The sequence below is a fragment of the Pseudonocardia sp. ICBG162 genome, assembly GCF_020496225.1.
GTDB lineage: Bacteria > Actinomycetota > Actinomycetes > Mycobacteriales > Pseudonocardiaceae > Pseudonocardia > Pseudonocardia alni.
Genome location: NZ_JAHLJD010000013.1, coordinates 1,586,690 through 1,601,876, shown reverse-complemented (window position 1 = coordinate 1,601,876; position 15,187 = coordinate 1,586,690). Strand labels below are relative to the sequence as shown.

Annotated in this window: 16 protein-coding genes; 5 read left to right on the top strand and 11 right to left on the bottom strand. The window is 77.3% G+C overall.

The genetic code is table 11. The features are described from left to right. Positions 1-30 precede the first annotated feature (30 nt). Positions 31-711, top strand: coding sequence for a CDP-alcohol phosphatidyltransferase family protein (locus KPL60_RS10505; RefSeq protein WP_226365680.1), 681 nt, complete (start codon positions 31-33; stop codon positions 709-711). On the opposite strand, the gene KPL60_RS10500 is transcribed toward KPL60_RS10505, so the two are convergent. Both KPL60_RS10500 and KPL60_RS10495 read right to left on the bottom strand, forming a co-directional pair. Continuing rightward, positions 611-2,164 carry an NAD(P)/FAD-dependent oxidoreductase gene (locus KPL60_RS10500; protein ID WP_226365679.1) on the bottom strand — a complete coding sequence of 518 codons (1,554 nt, stop codon included), beginning with the start codon at positions 2,162-2,164 and terminating at the stop codon, positions 611-613. The two genes, KPL60_RS10505 and KPL60_RS10500, sit on opposite strands and share 101 nt — an antisense overlap. Then, positions 2,161-3,300 (bottom strand): glycosyltransferase family 2 protein, encoded by a 1,140-nt coding sequence (locus KPL60_RS10495; protein ID WP_226356191.1) that lies wholly within the window; start codon positions 3,298-3,300, stop codon positions 2,161-2,163. The genes KPL60_RS10500 and KPL60_RS10495 overlap by 4 nt, the downstream gene beginning before the upstream one ends. A 127-nt stretch (positions 3,301-3,427) precedes the next feature. On the opposite strand from KPL60_RS10495, the gene KPL60_RS10490 reads away from it, so the two are divergent. Genes KPL60_RS10490 through KPL60_RS10480 form a run of 3 tightly spaced genes read left to right on the top strand, consistent with a single transcriptional unit; the run spans position 3,428 to position 6,587 of the window. After that, the gene (locus tag KPL60_RS10490) at positions 3,428-4,225 is read left to right on the top strand and encodes a carotenoid biosynthesis protein (protein ID WP_226365678.1); all 798 of its coding nucleotides are present in this window, start codon (positions 3,428-3,430) and stop codon (positions 4,223-4,225) included. Further along, complete coding sequence (locus tag KPL60_RS10485) at positions 4,222-5,787, top strand: FAD-dependent oxidoreductase (protein WP_308016724.1); 1,566 nt, start codon at positions 4,222-4,224, stop codon at positions 5,785-5,787. Before KPL60_RS10490 ends, KPL60_RS10485 begins: the two co-directional genes overlap by 4 nt. Positions 5,788-5,795: 8 nt before the next feature. After that, positions 5,796-6,587 carry an endonuclease/exonuclease/phosphatase family protein gene (locus KPL60_RS10480; RefSeq protein WP_226365677.1) on the top strand — a complete coding sequence of 264 codons (792 nt, stop codon included), beginning with the start codon at positions 5,796-5,798 and terminating at the stop codon, positions 6,585-6,587. Positions 6,588-6,591: 4 nt separating this feature from the next. Here KPL60_RS10480 and KPL60_RS10475 read toward each other — a convergent pair whose 3' ends face one another. Next, entirely contained in the window at positions 6,592-7,281 is a 690-nt protein-coding gene (locus KPL60_RS10475; protein ID WP_226365676.1) for a TVP38/TMEM64 family protein, read from the bottom strand. A 318-nt stretch (positions 7,282-7,599) separates the two neighbouring features. On the opposite strand from KPL60_RS10475, the gene KPL60_RS10470 reads away from it, so the two are divergent. After that, entirely contained in the window at positions 7,600-8,004 is a 405-nt protein-coding gene (locus KPL60_RS10470) for an STAS domain-containing protein (RefSeq protein WP_226356195.1), read from the top strand. Between the two features lie 19 nt (positions 8,005-8,023). Here KPL60_RS10470 and KPL60_RS34605 read toward each other — a convergent pair whose 3' ends face one another. The 8 genes from KPL60_RS34605 to KPL60_RS10430 form a co-directional block, all read right to left on the bottom strand. Then, positions 8,024-8,581 (bottom strand): C40 family peptidase, encoded by a 558-nt coding sequence (locus tag KPL60_RS34605; RefSeq protein ID WP_308016722.1) that lies wholly within the window; start codon positions 8,579-8,581, stop codon positions 8,024-8,026. Between the two features lie 167 nt (positions 8,582-8,748). Next, complete coding sequence (locus KPL60_RS10460; RefSeq protein ID WP_226365675.1) at positions 8,749-9,624, bottom strand: NAD(P)-dependent oxidoreductase; 876 nt, start codon at positions 9,622-9,624, stop codon at positions 8,749-8,751. A 66-nt stretch (positions 9,625-9,690) separates the two neighbouring features. Beyond that, positions 9,691-10,422 (bottom strand): hypothetical protein, encoded by a 732-nt coding sequence (locus tag KPL60_RS10455; RefSeq protein ID WP_226365674.1) that lies wholly within the window; start codon positions 10,420-10,422, stop codon positions 9,691-9,693. A 112-nt stretch (positions 10,423-10,534) separates the two neighbouring features. Next, complete coding sequence (locus KPL60_RS10450) at positions 10,535-10,903, bottom strand: hypothetical protein (protein WP_226356197.1); 369 nt, start codon at positions 10,901-10,903, stop codon at positions 10,535-10,537. A gap of 84 nt (positions 10,904-10,987) precedes the next feature. Next, positions 10,988-12,283, bottom strand: a complete 1,296-nt coding sequence (locus KPL60_RS10445; protein WP_226365673.1) for a HAMP domain-containing sensor histidine kinase — start codon at positions 12,281-12,283, stop codon at positions 10,988-10,990. After that, positions 12,280-12,978 carry a response regulator transcription factor gene (locus tag KPL60_RS10440; protein WP_374203842.1) on the bottom strand — a complete coding sequence of 233 codons (699 nt, stop codon included), beginning with the start codon at positions 12,976-12,978 and terminating at the stop codon, positions 12,280-12,282. Before KPL60_RS10440 ends, KPL60_RS10445 begins: the two co-directional genes overlap by 4 nt. A gap of 47 nt (positions 12,979-13,025) precedes the next feature. Continuing rightward, the gene (locus tag KPL60_RS10435) at positions 13,026-14,528 is read right to left on the bottom strand and encodes an APC family permease (protein ID WP_226356200.1); all 1,503 of its coding nucleotides are present in this window, start codon (positions 14,526-14,528) and stop codon (positions 13,026-13,028) included. Between the two features lie 180 nt (positions 14,529-14,708). Continuing rightward, on the bottom strand, positions 14,709-15,107 hold the full coding sequence (locus KPL60_RS10430) for a hypothetical protein (protein ID WP_226365672.1): 399 nt from the start codon (positions 15,105-15,107) through the stop codon (positions 14,709-14,711). Positions 15,108-15,187: the final 80 nt, after the last annotated feature.

Here is a 15,187-nt window from a genome sequence, read left to right as displayed (position 1 = left end):
CCCCCGCTGCGGCGCTGGCACGCTGGTCCGATGACGACCGGGGACGACGACGGCTGGTCGGCCCTGCACGGCGGCATCCGGCCCTCCCCGGTGGTGCGCGGCTGGCTCCGGATGGTGCGGGTCCTCTCCGCGGGCCCGGTGGCCCGGGTCCCGCCGGACGTGCTGTCGCTGTCCGGCGTGGTCGTGCTGGCCGGGGCGTGGGCGGTCGCGCTCGCCGGGGCGCCGTGGACGGCGGTGACGGCCCTGCTCGTCGTCGCGGCGGGGGTGCTCGACGGCCTCGACGGCGCCGTCGCGCTGCGCACCGGGCGGGCCCGGCCGCTGGGCGCGGTGGTCGACGCCGTCGCCGACCGCCTCGGGGACCTGCTGCTCGGGGCGGTGCTGGTCGCGCTCGGCGCCCCGCCCGGCTGGGTCCTCGCGGCGCTCGCGCTGGTGTTCGTGCACGAGTTCCTGCGGGCCCGCGCGCAGTCGGTCGGCATGCCGGGGGTGGGGGCGGTGACCGTCGCCGAGCGGCCGACCCGGCTGGTCGTGGTCGCCCTGCCCGCACTCGGTGCGGCGGTGCTCCCGGCCGGCCCGCCGCTGGTCGGGGTGTCGTGGGGGACCGTCTTCGCCCTCACCTGGACGGTCCTGGGTGCGATCGGGCTGGTGCAGCTCGCGGTGGGCGTGGTCCGGACGACGCCGCCGCGGTTCCCGGAGTCCCCGCCGGGCCGATGAGCCCGGCGACGATCTCGGCCGACATCAGCACCAGCGGGATGCCGCCGCCCGGGTGCGCGGACCCGCCGACCAGGTAGAGGCCCGGCACCGGGCCGCGGTTGGCGGGCCGGCGCAGCGCGGCCCGGGGGCCGTGCGAGGCGGTGCCGTAGATCGCGCCGCCCGGCGAGCCGGTGCGCCGCTCCAGCTCGGCCGGGGTCAGGACCTCGGCGAACCGCAGGCGGTCGTGCACGTCGGCGCCGCGGGCGGCGAGCACGCCGAGCACCCGGTCCCGGTAGCGCTCCGCGAGCCCCGGAGCGTCCCAGTCGACACCGCGCCCCGGGTCGTGCCGGGGCGCGTTGACCAGCACGAACCAGCCCTCGGAGGCGTCGTCGGGGCGCAGCGCGGGGTCGTCGGGGGCGTGCACGTACACCGTCGGGTCGGGCACCGGGCGCGGCTCGCGCCCGAAGATCGCGTCGAACTCGGCGTGCTGGTCGCGCGGGAACCAGACCCGGTGCGCCGGCCCGGGCTCCCGGCCGGACAGCCCGAGCAGCAGCACGAACCCGGCCGTCGACCGGGGGATGCGGCGCAGCCGCCTGCGGGCCCGGCGCGCGACGTCGCGGGGGAGCAGCCGCTCGTGCAGCACGTGCGCGTCGACCCCGGAGACGACGACGTCGGCGCGCACCTCGCGGCCCCCGGCCCGGACCCCGGCGGCCCGGCCGCGCTCCACGAGGACCTCGTCGACGGCCGTGCCCGGGTGCAGCGTGACGCCGAGGGCGACGCAGCGGTCCACGACCGCGTCGACGATGCGGCGCAGCCCGCCCGGCACCCACCACGCGCCGAACTCCTGCTCGACGAAGGCGGTCACCGCCAGCACCGCCGGTGTGCGACGCGGGTCGGAACCGGAGTAGGTGGCGTAGCGGTTCAGCCAGGTCCGCAGCCGCGGGTCGGGCAGCAGCCGCCCGCCCAGCCCGTCGAGGGTCCGCCACGGTGCGACCGCGCGCAGGTCGGCCGGCCGCGCGCTCATCCGGGCGAGCGCGGCCGTGGTGATCGGGCGGCGCAGGACGGGCTCCCCGACTAGGTCCCACAGCCGTCGCGAGTGCTCGTGCAGCGCCGTCCAGGAGGCGCCGGCGCCGTCGCCCAGGGCGGCGTCGAGGGCGGCCGGGACCGCGGCCGCGGCGTGCGGGAGGTCCAGCCGGGTGCCGTCGGCGAAGACGTAGCCGCAGGCCGGGTCGACCGGCGTGACCGGCAGGTCCGCGGGGCCGCCGGTCGCGGCGAACAGGTCGGCGAGCAGGTCCGGCATCGTGAGCAGCGACGGGCCGGTGTCGAAGGTGAACCCGTCCCGGGTGACGACGCCGAGCTTCCCGCCCGGGGTGTCGGCCCGCTCGAACACGGTGACCGTGTGCCCGGCGGCGGCCAGCCGCGCCGCCGCCGCGAGCCCGCCCAGCCCGGCGCCGGCCACTACGACCCGGCTCACAGCGCACGCCCCTTCCAGCTCAGCGTGCCGCGCAGCCGGCCCGCCCACGACGACGCGAGCAGCCCGAGCAGGGCCAGCACCGACACCGGGTGGGCGAGCGCGTCGACCGTGCCGCCGCCGCCCGAGGGCCCGACGACCCACCGCGCGGCGGGCACCCGCCCGGCGACGGCGGCGGCGTACCCGAGCAGCCCGGCCCGTGACCCGGTTAGCGCGGCGAGCGCGGGCAGCACGTAGACCAGCACCAGCCCGGCGCCGACCGCGACCGCCCCGGCGGGCGAGCCGAACGCCGCCCACAGCGATTTGCGGTAGCCCGCCCGCAGCTCCGCGCCGGTCGCGTACATCCGGCAGGACGCGACCTGCGACCCGTCGGCGATGCCGGTCCGGCCCCCGGCGGCGCGGACCGCCCGGGCCAGCCCGATGTCGTCGAGCACGGCGCCCGACACCGCGTCCCAGCCGCCCGCCCGGGCCAGCACGGACGCCTCGACCAGCAGGAACTGTCCGTTCGCGACGGCCATCGACCCCCGTCCGGACCGTTCCGCGACGGCCAGCGGCAGCGTCGTCAGCCAGGACCAGGCCAGCAGCGGCTGCACCAGCCGGCCGAGCGGGCCGGAGGCGACCTGCCGCGGCCACGGGCACAGCAGGTCCAGCGGCCGGTCCCGGTCGCGCAGCAGCGCCACCGCGGCGGCGACGGCGTGCGGGACGAGGACGACGTCGGCGTCGACGAACACGAGGATCTCGCCGCGGGCGGCCGCGGCCAGCGCGGCACAGGCGTGCGGCTTGCCCAGCACCCCCGGCGGGGGCGGGGTGCCGGTGAGCACCCGCAGCCGGGGGTCGCCGCCGGCCGCGGCACGGACGACGTCGGCGGTCCCGTCGGTGGAGCCGTCGTCGAGGACGAGGATCTCGACGTCGGCCAGCCCGCGCTGCCCGGTCAGCGCCCGCACCGTCGGCGCGATCCGGTGTGCCTCGTCGCGGGCCGGGACCAGCACCGACACCGGCACGGCCACCGTCGGCGGCGCGGCGGGCGGGCGGCGCAGCCCGGCCCGGTTCACCCAGGCCTGCACCGTCCCGGCCGCGGCGAGGACGGACCCGGCGGCCACGAGCGGACGGACGGCGCGCAGCGGCCGGCGGAGGAGCACGCAGGCGACCCTACGGAGGGGGCGGCCCGGCCGCGCGACGTCGCCGCGGCCGCGGACGACGCGCGGGCGTGCCCGGGTGGTGGCACCGTGGGACCATCCCCCGACCGGACCGTGTGGAGGTTCCCGCGTGGCGTTGGCCGCTGCCCCCCGGGCACTGCGCACGACCCTGCCCGCCTGGGTGCTGGTCGCCGGAGCGGTGACCGTGCAGATCCTCTACCCGCTCACCCCCGCCCCGCTGCGGACGTCGGTGACGGTGCTGAGCGTGGCGGTGTTCTTCCTGGCCGCGGTCGCCGACGTCGTCCGGGTGCACGGCACCCGGGGCGGGCTGGTGCTGCTCGGCGTCGCGGGCGGCGGGGGACTGGTCGCGGAGTCCGTCGGGCTGGCCACGGGGTGGCCGTTCGGCGCCTACGCCTACACCGGGACCCTCGGCGCCGAGGTGGCCGGTGTCCCGCTGGTCGTGCCGATGGCCTGGGCGATGATGGCGTGGCCCGCGCTCGTCGTGGGCAGGGCGCTGGCCCGGCGCGGGGCGGGGACCGTCGCCGTCGGTGCGTTCGCGCTGGCCGCCTGGGACGTGTTCCTCGACCCGCAGATGGTCGACGCGGGCCACTGGGTCTGGGCGCGCCCCGACCCGGGCCTCCCGCTGGTGCCCGGCATCCCGCTGACCAACTACGCCGGCTGGCTGGTCGTCTCGCTGCTGATCGTCGGGACGCTGCACCGCGCGCTGCCCGACGGCCCACGGCGCTCGGGCCCCGCGGCCGCGCTGTACCTGTGGGTCTACGCCTCCTCGGTGCTCGCCCACCTGGTGTTCTTCGGCCTGCCCGGTTCGGCCCTGGTCGGCGGGGTGCTGATGGGGCTGGTCGCGGTCCCGTACGCGCTCGTCCTGCGCCGCGACCGCGCCGCCCACCGTCCCGGAGGGACCCCGTGACCGATCCGCTGCGCCACCGCGCCGCGCCCCTGCGCATGCGCCGGCGGCGACTCGTGACCCCCGACCCGCTGCTGCCCCGCGAGGTGCCCGCCGGGTCGGAGGCGGTCGTCGTCGGGGGCGGGATCGCCGGGGTGTCCGCGGCGGTGGTGCTGGCCGAACGCGGGGTGCGGGTCACCCTGCTCGAGGCGGCCGACCACCTCGGCGGACGGCTCGGGGCCTGGCCGCGCACCCTGCCCGACGGCACCGTCCAGCAGGTCGAGCACGGCTTCCACGCCTTCTTCCGGCAGTACTACACCTGGCGGTCGATCCTGCGCCGCGCCGACCCGCAGCTGTCGTTCCTGCGCCCGGTCGGGCACTACCCGGTGATCTCCGCGCGGTGGCCCGACGAGGACCTGTCGGGGCTGCCCGCCGCGCCGCCGTTCAACCTGCTCGCGCTGGCGCTGCGCAGCAGGAGCCTGTCGCGCCGCGAGCTCACCTCCGCCGACCCCGACGCCGGACGCGCCCTGCTCGCCTACGACCGGGCCACCACCACCGCCGAGCTCGACGGCGTCGACGCCGCGTCCTTCCTCGACCGGCTCGGGATGACCGAGCGCACCCGCAGCATGCTGTTCGAGGCGTTCGCCCGGTCGTTCTTCTGCAACCAGGGCGACCTGTCCGCCGCCGAGCTCGTCGCGATGTTCCACTACTACTTCCTCGGCAACCCCGAGGGCATCGCGTTCGACGCCCCGCGCACCGACCACGCCACCGCCGTGTGGCAGCCGCTGTGGCGGTACCTGACCTCCCTCGGCGCGCAGGTCCGCACCGGGGCGCGGGTCACCGCGGTGCACCCCGACGGCGCCGGCTGGCGGGTCGAAGGCCCCGGGGCGACCACCACCCGGCACCTCGTGCTCGCCCTCGACCCGGGTGCGCTGCGCGCGGTGGTCACCGGCTCACCCGGGCTGGCGACGACGGCGCCGCGGCTGCACGCGCAGTGCGCGGCCCTGCACGTCGCGCCCCCGTTCGCGGTCAGCAGGCTGTGGCTGGACCGCGACGTCGACCCGGGACGGGCGGTGTTCAGCGCCGTCAGCGGGCAGCCGACCCTGGACTCGGTCACCGTCTACTCCCGGCTGGAGGAGCCCTCGGCCCGGTGGGCCGCCGCGACCGGCGGATCGGTGGTGGAGCTGCACTCCTACTCCTGCGCCGAGCCCGACGCGGCGTCCGCCGCGGCCGCACTGCGCGCCGAGCTGGCCGTCCTGTGGCCCGAGACCGCGGACGCGACCGTCCTCGACCGGCACGACCGGCTGGAGGCCACCGCGCCCGCGTTCCCGCCCGGGACGGCGGGCACCCGGCCGGGGGTGCGGACCGACGCGCGCGGCCTGCGGGTGGCCGGTGACTTCGTGGAGACGCCCTACCTCGCCGGGCTGATGGAGCGCTCGTCGATGTCGGGGGTGCTCGCCGCGAACGACGTGCTCGCCGAGCTGGGGGCGGCCGCCGAACCGGTCGACGGGATCCCGCAGCGCGGGCTGCTCGCCGGTGTCCCGGCGCTGCGCGGGGCCCGCGGACGCCACGCCGCGGCCCGCTGACCGCCGCCGTGCGGGTCGCGTCGCTGAACCTCGCCTCCGGACGTGGGGCGGGCGGGCGGTACCTGACCGGCCCCGAGCTCCGGGCGGCCGTCGCCGGGGTGGGCGCCGACGTCGTCGCGGTGCAGGAGGTCGACACCGGGCAGCCCCGCTCGGACGGTGACGACCAGCCGTCGCTGCTCGCGGCCGGGCTCGGTGCCGGGGACTGGCGCACCGCCGCGACCATGCACGGCGAGCCGCGCCCGGACCCGCTGCCGTCGTGGACCCCGCTCCACCCCCCGGTCCTGCGTGGTCCCGGCGACCCCGCGCCCGGGCCGCGCTACGGCGTCGCGCTGTTCTCCAAGCTGCCGGTGCGCCGCTGGCACGTGCTGGGCCTCGGGTCCGGACGGGCCCGGCTGCCGGTGCCGGTGCCCGCCCCCGGCGGGGGGACCCGGCTCGCCTGGTTCCCCGACGAGCCGCGCGCCGCCGTCGCCGCGGAGCTGGGGACGCTGACGGTGGTGGCGACCCACCTGTCCTTCGCCCCGCCGACGGCGGTCCGCCAGCTCCGGGCGCTGCGGCGCTGGGCGGCGGGGCTGCCCGGGCCGGTGGTCGTCGCCGGGGACCTGAACCTGCCCGGCTCGCTCCCCGCGATGGTGACCGGCGGCCGGCGGCTCGTCGACGGGCAGACGTTCCCGGCGGCGACGCCGCGCGCCCAGCTCGACCACCTGATCGCGCTCGGCGCCCTGACCGGGCGGGACCCGGCCGTGCTGCAGCTCGACGTCGGTGACCACCGCGCCGTCGCCGCGACGGTCGAGCCCGGCTGAGCCCTCAGCCGTCCGCGGGTGGGTCGGCGCGCGAGCGGGCCAGCCGGCGCCGGGCCAGGACGAGCCCGGTCAGCACGACGACCGCGAGCCCGGCGACCGACACCAGGAACGGCAGCGACCCGGGGTCGGTGCCGAACGCGCCGACCGCGACCAGCGCCGTCGTGCCCGGGGTGACCCCCAGGACGGTGCCGAGGAGGTAGTGCCGGAACCGGACCGCGGTCAGCCCCCACAGCAGGTTCAGCACCGAGTACGGCAGGACCGGCGCGAGCCGGACCCCCACCACGGCCAGGAGGCCGCGCCGGCGCACCAGGTCGTCGACCACCGCCATCCGCTCCGCGCCCCGGCCCGAGCGGTCGACCAGCCGCAGCACCGTGTCCCGGCCCAGCCGCCGCGCCAGGGCGAACCCGACCGCCGCGCCGACGAACTTCCCGGCCAGCGTGGCGGGCAGCCCCTCGCCGAACCCGAACAGCACCCCGCCGAGCACGGCGAGCAGGCTGACCGGCACCGGGGTGAGCGACAGCCCGGCGTACAGCGCCGCCCACAGCAGCGGTCCCGCCCACCCGGTCCCGGCCAGGCCGTCGCGGAGCTGCTCCACCGAGGGCACCCCGACGGCGACCGCGACGACGACCGCGACGCCCACCAGCGCCACGAGCAGGACGGGACGCCAGAGGCGGGCGACGACGGGCCCGGTCACCGGGCTCCGGCGGGCGGTCGGGCCCCGGAGGCCCGGGGGAACTCCGGTGCTGTCGGCATCGTCGCGAGTATCCCCGCCGGGACGCCGGCCCGCCGGGGAGCGGGCCGCGCCCTGGACACCCGGCGCCGGTGGCGGCTACGGTGACGGACCCGGGTCCTGCCGACGCAGGCGCTCCCGGTCCATCGACACTCGTCTTCACGGGTGGCGCGCCGCAGGGCCGTCACCGTTCGGCCGTCCGGTACAGCTCAGTGCTCCGACGGCGCCACGGGCCGATCGTCCCCGGCCGGGACCGGCCCCACCCTCTCCTCTGGCGGACCCATGACCGCGCCCTCGCCATCCCCTCGTCCCCGTCCCGTCCCGGCCGCCGACACCGCCGTCGCCGAGCCGCAGGTCCACGTCGGACACGGCAGCGCCGCGACCGTCGTCATCGGCGTGTCCGGCGAGCTCGACCTCGCGACCGGCCCCTCGGTCGAGGCACGGGTCCTCGCCGCGGTCGACACCGCCGCCGGTGGCCGCGTCGTCCTGGACCTGAACGCGGTGGGCTTCCTGGGGCTGCGCGGCGTGGCGATGCTGCGCGCGGCCGCGGACCGCGCCCGGGCCACCGGCGCCTCCCTGGTGGTGGTGCTGGACCCGACCGCGCCGGCGGCACGCGCGCTGCGGCTGGTCCGGGGGCCCGGCCTCACGGTGGTCGCGGTCGACGCGCCGGTCGCCGACGCGTCCTGACCCGCCCCCGGCCGGGCACTCAGCGGGGCAGCGGCGGCGCGGCGGGCGCGTCGAACCAGGGCTCGTCCGGGATCGACGGGTCCGGCGTCTCCCGGACCGCCGGGTCCGGGACACCGTCGGTGACCTGCGACGGTCGGGTCGCGCCGAGGTAGTCGTCGCCGCGCCACCGGTACCAGGAGGTCTGCACCGGCAGCCCGAACGTCGGGGCGTTCACCATCCGGTCCTGCCCGACGAACAGGCCGACGTGGTGGACCTTGTCGACGGTGCCGTAGAAGACCAGGTCACCCGGACGCAACGGGGCCCCGGCGGGGACCCGCGGGCCGCGGCGGTACTGGGCGTGCGCGGTCCGCGGCAGGACGACGCCGGCCTTGCCGTAGGCGAACGCGGTCAGCCCGGAGCAGTCGAAGCCGCGGTCGCCGTTCTCCGGCCCGTTGCCGCCCCACACGAACGGCAGCCCGATCTGGCGCAGTGCGACCTCGACCGCGGTGGCCGCCCGCTGCTCGGGCGTCGTCACCGGCCCGGCCGCGGCCTCGCCGCCGGTGACGAGCAGCAGGACCACGGCGACGAGTGTCGTCACGAACGGGGACCGAAGCGGCACGGCGTCCCTCCCGGTCGTCCGCGGTCGGCGGGTGCGACGGGGCCACCGGGCGGTGACCTGCGCCGAACCTAGGGATCCGACCGCGGCGACCGGAAGCGGAAGCGATCGAGCGGGTGAACGGGGCGACCCGGTCGGTACCGCCGCGGTCAGCGGGCGGCGAGACCGGCGCGCGGTTCCCAGCCGAACAGCCGCCGGGCCTTCGCGATGCTCAGCGCTCCGGCGTCGGGGCGCTCCAGCTCACCGATCGGGGGTGCGTCGTCGCCGTAGGCCGCGGCCACCAGGTCGGCGAGGGGCTCGCCGAGGACGTTGTCCGGCTGGGCGGCGTACACGACCTCGTGGCCCGGGGTGTCGGCGGTGGCGGCGCGCACCACGAGATCGCCGAGGTCGTCGGCGTCGACGAAGGTCCACTGGTTGAACGAGGGCTCGACCGGGCCCTCGCGCAGGCGGCGGACGTAGCCCTCGTAGACCTCGGGGGTGGTGACCAGCGACGGCCGGATCGACACCGCGGTCACCGGCGTCGCGTTGTCGGTGCGCCGTACCAGCGCGTCGACCATCTGCTCGCCGAGCACCTTGGTCAGGGCGTACGCCTCCCGCGGGCGCAGGGGGTGCTCCTCGTCGACGGGCAGGCGGTCGGGCAGCTGCACCGGGTCACCGGTCATGTAGCCCGGTGCCGTCTCGCTCGACATCACGACCAGCCGCGGCACACCGACCGTGCGGACGGCCTCGATGACGTGGAACAGGGCCCCGTCGTTGGTCTCGAACACCGCGACCTCGGTGTCCTGGAACGGTTCCGGGATGCCCGCGGTGTGTACGACCGCGTCGGGCCGGACCCGGCCGACCAGGTCGACCGTCCGTCCGAGGTCGGTCAGGTCGGCGCGCACGTAGGGCGCCGCGTCCGGGTCCGTGGGGCCGTAGGACGGCGGCGCCTGGTCCGACGCGGTGACCTCGTGGCCCGCCGCTCTCGCGGCGGCGACGGTCGCCGCGCCGACCTTTCCGAGTGCTCCGGTGACGAGAATCCTCATGATCGGCGACTTCCCGCGGGGGAGCGCGGGAAACCGCCGCCGATCACGGCCGGGGGACCGGGTGGGTCAGCCGCCCAGGCCCGGGATGCCCGGCATCTGCGGGAGCACCGGCGTCGAGGCGAACAGGTCGAGGTACATGCCGCCGGAGACCAGCAGCCCCAGGACGCCGAGCACCAGGCCGCCGAGGGCGACCGGCCGGACCCAGGCGCCCGCGGCGGGCCGGGCGGCCGGGCCGAGGACCAGGACGAGCCCGACGAGGACCGCGACCAGCGCGACGACGCCGTTGACCACGGCGGCGACGTCCCAGGGCGCGCCGTAGAAGGACTTGATGGTGTCGCCCGGGCTGCCGGTCGCGGCCTGGATCTGCCCGACGAGCGACTCGCGCTCGCGCAGCATGTCGCCGACCGAGGTGCCGGTCAGCGAGGCGAGACCGAGCCCCGCGGCGACGACGGCGCCCGCTCCGGCGAGGCCGCCGCCGGAGGTCGTGGCGGAGGCCGGGGTGGAGGTCGTGTCGGCCGCGGTGCCGGACCCGGTCCGTACGGGGGCGGCCGCGGCGCCGCCCGTGGTCGTGCCGGTGCCGGTCGTCGCGGTGCCGGTCGTCGCGCTGTCGGCCGGGGTCGCGGTGGTGTCGGCGGCGGGGGTGTCAGGGGTGTCGGTGGTGGCGGAGTCGGTTCCGGTGGAGCCGGTCGTGGTCGCCCGGTCCGTCGCGACGGAGCCGGCCGCGTCGTCGGTCTCCGGGGTACCGGTCGCCGTGCTGCCCGTGCTGCCGTCCGTGGGCCTGCTCGTGTCGGAAGCCATGGGCCGCACCGTACGCGAAGTCAAGATCGCCGTGACGGCCCCCCACCAGGGCGGATACGCCGTCGTGTCCGTTCCGCCGGGCCCGTCACCGGATGGGGGCGGTGACCGGTCGCTACCCGACGGTCGCGCCGGCCGCGGTCCGGCCGGCGGGCTCGCCGGTGCCGGCGAGCACGGTGACACCGTCCGCGGGGGACCCGGCCCCGACCCGTCGCACGGGGCCGTCGCGCAGCCCGGACAGCACGACCTCGACCCGGGCCAGCACCGCCGTGCGGGTGCGTCCGTCGACGCCGACGACGTCGACGACCACCGTGCCGAGCGCCGCCGAACCCGACGCCGCCCACTGCCCCGACCAGCCGAGCACGATGCCCGGCCCGGCGGGTGGGGGCGCGGACCCGACGCTTCGGTGGTCGAACCCGAGGGTCCGCAGGACCGGGTCGGCGGTGAGCGCGTCGCGGATCTGCTGGTCGGGCGTCGTGGTCATGCGGGCCTCCCGGTACCGGCCGTCGTCGATCACGTCCGGTACCGACGGTAGGGAGCCCGTGTGTCACGGGGGATGAGGTGGAGGTTAGGAGGAGGTAATCGATCGGCCGTTCCGGACCGGTTCCAGCGGCAGCAGCAGGGTGACCACCGACGGCGACCGGCGTGCGGTGAGCCGTCCTCCCTCGGCCTCGGCGAGGCGCCGGGCGAGCGCGACCCCGAGGCCGCGCCGGCCGTCGCTGCCCGACAGGTCCTCCTCGGCCACCCCGGGCCCCTCGTCGGCGACGTCGACGGCCACGGCGTCCGGCCCGGACTCCCGGGCGGTCAGCGTGACCGCGCCGGCCCCGTGCTGGACGGCGTTGTCGAGCAGCGCGGCGACGATCTGGCGGACCGCCGCGGCGGAGGCGGGCGGGTCGGGCAGGGCGCCGTCGCGGGACACCGAGAACGACCGCCCGGCGCGGGACAGCCGGTCGCCCCACTCGGCCTGCGCCTCGTCGAACAGCCGGGCGAGGTCGACCGGTACGGCGTCACGGCTGCGTTCGCGAGCGAGCAGCAGCAGCTCGTCGATGGTGCGTTCCAGCCGGTCGACCGAGGCCAGCCCGTCCTCGACGGTCGCGGGCCGCAGCAGCGCCGGGTCGTCGAGCGCGGACTCCAGCCGCAGCCGCAGCCCGGTCAGCGGCGTCCGCAGCTGGTGCGAGGCCTCCGCGGAGAACGCCCGCTCGCGGGCCAGCAGGTCGTCGAGCCGGCCCGCGGTGTGGCCGAGCGCGGACCCGACGCGGTCGAGCTCCCCGATGCCGGTGGGCGCGGGCCGGACCCCGAAGTCGCCCTCGCCGAGCCGGGCCGCGTCGCGGGCCATCGACTCCAGCGGCGCCGACAGGTGCGCGGCCAGGCGCATCGCGAGCGCCCACACCGCGACCAGCACCAGCCCGGCCAGCGCGACCATGCCGAGGTACAGGGGCACGAGCGAGGACCACACCGCCGAGGTCGGGCGGGCCGCGCGCACCACCCCGATGACGTCGTCGCCGTCGGTCACCGGGGACACCGCGACGAGCTGCCCCGGCGGGGAGGAGGACAGTCCCCGGTCCAGGACCCGGTCGACGCCCTCGTCGCCCTCCGGCGGGCCGTCGCCGGTGGTGAGGTCGCCGTCCTCGTCGTAGAGCGCGACGGCGGTGTCGTCGTCGCGGCCGTCGGGCAGCCGGGCCGGGACCCGGTCGTGGACGACGTCGTCGTAGACCGAGCGGGCGGCGAAGTCCGCGATGCGCTGCAGCGACTCGCGCTGCTGGGTGACGGTGTAGCGCTCCAGCCCGGCGGCCAGCGGGACCCCGAACAGCACCAGCGTCACCCCGACCGCGACGAGGGTGAGGCGCACGATGCGGCGTCTCACCGGACGTCCCCGGGCAGCTCCAGGCGGTACCCGTGCCCGCGCAGCGTGGTGATCACCGGGACCCGGGGGCCGTCGTGCGCGGCGAGGTGGCGGCGCACCGCGGCCACGTGCACGTCGAGGGTCTTGGTGGAGCCGAACCAGTGCGCGTCCCACACGTCGGTCATCAGCACCTCGCGGCTCAGTGCGGAGCCCGGGTCGGTCGCGAGCCGGGCGAGCAGGTCGAACTCGCGGGTGCGCAGGCCCAGCTCCCGCCCGGCGACGGTGGCGCGGCGCGCCCCGGTGTCGACGCGCAGGTCCCCGACCTCCAGCACGTCCTCGGTGCGGTCGCCGCCGGCGCGCCGCAGGTGCGCCCGGATCCGGGCGAGCAGCTCGGCCAGGCGCACCGGCTTGGTCAGGTAGTCGTCGGCGCCGGCCTCCAGGCCCAGCACCACGTCCATCTCCGCGGTCCGGGCGGTCAGCACGACCAGCACCGCGTCGGGGCGCAGCGTGCGCAGCCGCCGGCACACCTCGACGCCGTCGAGGTCGGGCAGCCCGAGGTCGAGCAGGACCAGGTCGAACGGGGTGTGCCCGGCCGCGGCGAGCGCCGGGCCGCCCGCCTGCTCCCACCGGACGTCGTAGCCGTGCCCGGTCAGGCTGCCGCGCAGGACGTCACCGATCGTGCGGTCGTCCTCGACGAGCAGGATGCGGGCGTTCACCGGCCCGATCATCGTCCCTCCGGCCGGGCCGCCGCACCCCGTGCGGCCTAGGAACCGCCGTAGGGCGGCTCACCCGTCTCCGGGACGAGCACCGGGGTGTCCTCGTCGAGGGTCTCGCCGCGGAAGAACGGCCGCAGCCGCACCGCGCAGGCCAGCATCAGCGGCACCCCGAGCGCGATCATGCCGACGCCGATCACGAACACCCCGCCGACCGGACCGAAGGAGGTCTCGCCGTAGGCGGGGTCGAGCATGTCGACCGAGCTCTGCACGAACGCCCACACCATCACCACCCCGCCGAGCAGCGGCAGCAGACCGCGCAGCAGCAGGTCACGCGGCGAGCGGAGCAGGGTGCGCCGGAAGTACCAGACGCAGGCGAAGGCGGTGATGCCGTAGTAGAACGCCACCGCCAGGCCGAGCGAGGCGACGGTGTCGAGCAGCGCGTCGGAGCTGACCAGCCCCAGCACCAGGTAGAACACCACCGCGGACAGCCCCATGACGACGGTGGCGAACCCGGGCGTCGCGTAGCGGGGGTGGACGCTGCCGAAGCGGCGCGGGACCGCCCCGTAGACGGCCATCGCCAGCGCGCCGCGCGCGGTGGGCAGGATCGTGGTCTGGGTCGACGACGCCGCCGACACCGCGACGGTCAGCAGCAGCACCGCGGTGAGCGCCGTGCCGCCCATCGGGGCGCCGAGCAGGGTGAGCACGTCCTCGGAGTGCTCGGGGTTCGCCAGCCCGATCCCGGTCGCGCCGAACCCGGCGTAGGACTGCAGCGCGACGGCGACGACGACGTAGATCGCCAGCAGGATCACCGTGGCCAGCAGCGCGGCCCGGCCGGGGGTGCTCGTCGAGCCGCGGGTCTCCTCGCCGACGGCCAGGCAGGCGTCCCAGCCCCAGTAGACGAAGATGCAGAGGATCAGCGCCTGCGCGGCGGCGGAGCCGGAGATCCCGGTCGGGTCGAACCAGCTCCAGCTCGGCAGCACGGCCTGCGGGCCGGCGTCGCCGGAGTACACGAGCCACAGCGCCCCGGCGGCCAGCACGGCGAGCACCACGATCTGGAAGACGATCAGCGCGTTCTGGAACCGCTCGGACAGCACGATCCCGCGGTGGCTGACCCAGGTCATGACCAGGATGAACAGCACCCCGACGCCGACCTTGACCAGCGTGTTCTCCGCGGCGGTGACGAACCCGAGCGCGCGCAGGGTGTACACGGCGGCGATCTCGGCGACGTTGGCCAGCACGATGATCGCCGACACCGCGACGCCCCAGCCGCCCATCCACCCGACCCACGGCCCGAAGGCCTTGGTGCCCCAGGTGAACGTCGTCCCGCAGTCGGGCACCGCGCGGTTCAGCTCGCGGTAGGCGACGGCGACGAACAGCATCGGCACGAACGCGACGAGGAACATCGCGGGCGCCTTCTCGCCGACGGCGAGGACGACGTAGCCGAGCGTCGCGGCCAGGCTGTAGGCGGGCGCGGTGGCGCCGAGCCCGATGACGGTGTTGCCCCACAGGCCCAGCGCTCCGGTGCGGAGCCCCTTCGGGCCGGCCTCCACGAGGGGAGGCGGTGCGGCGGCGGTCAACCGCCGTTCTCGGCGGTGAGGATGGTCAGCACGGTGGTCGTTCCCCGTCTCGTCGGCTCCCGCCCGGGCCGGCGGCGGCACACAGGATGCGGCACGGACGCGCCCGAACGGAAACAGCGGTGTCGCGTCTCACGCCGCGACCCCGCCGCGGCGTCAGACCTGCCGGTGCGGCGTGCCCCGCACGCTGAACCAGTAGGCGCCCGCCTCGGCGCCGGAGATCCCGGTGCGGACCTCGGCGGTGGCCGGACGGCCGAAACGGCGCCGGATCGCCTTGCGGACTGTCTTCTCGATGCGGGCGGCGAGCCGCTCCGGCTCGGAGCACCCGGACATGGTCAGCACCGCGACGAAGGCGTACCGGGCCGGTCCGCGCCGCGGCCAGGGGCCGGTGCCGTCGGCCAGGGACAGCTCGACGGTCATCGGACGCTTGCGGTGCGTGTACAGGGCGCGGGTCAGCTCGGCCTCCACGACATCCGCCTCGACGCCAGCGGGTGCCTCGACCCGGACGATCGCCATCACGGCGTTCGCCGCGGACCCACCTGTCACCACGGTCACGGTCATGGACTCCTTCCGGGTGCGCGCCACCCCCGACGGAACGCGCATCACGGACATTCATCCCCGGTCCCGGGGGGGGC

Bases quoted from the DNA above. Each gene is read 5' to 3' on its own strand.
- KPL60_RS10505 (WP_226365680.1), top strand. From the start codon at position 31: ATGACGACCGGGGACGACGACGGCTGGTCGGCCCTGCACGGCGGCATC.
- KPL60_RS10470 (WP_226356195.1), top strand. From the start codon at position 7,600: ATGACCGCGCCCTCGCCATCCCCTCGTCCCCGTCCCGTCCCGGCCGCC.
- KPL60_RS10460 (WP_226365675.1), bottom strand. From the start codon at position 9,624: ATGAGGATTCTCGTCACCGGAGCACTCGGAAAGGTCGGCGCGGCGACC.
- KPL60_RS10455 (WP_226365674.1), bottom strand. From the start codon at position 10,422: ATGGCTTCCGACACGAGCAGGCCCACGGACGGCAGCACGGGCAGCACG.
- KPL60_RS10450 (WP_226356197.1), bottom strand. From the start codon at position 10,903: ATGACCACGACGCCCGACCAGCAGATCCGCGACGCGCTCACCGCCGAC.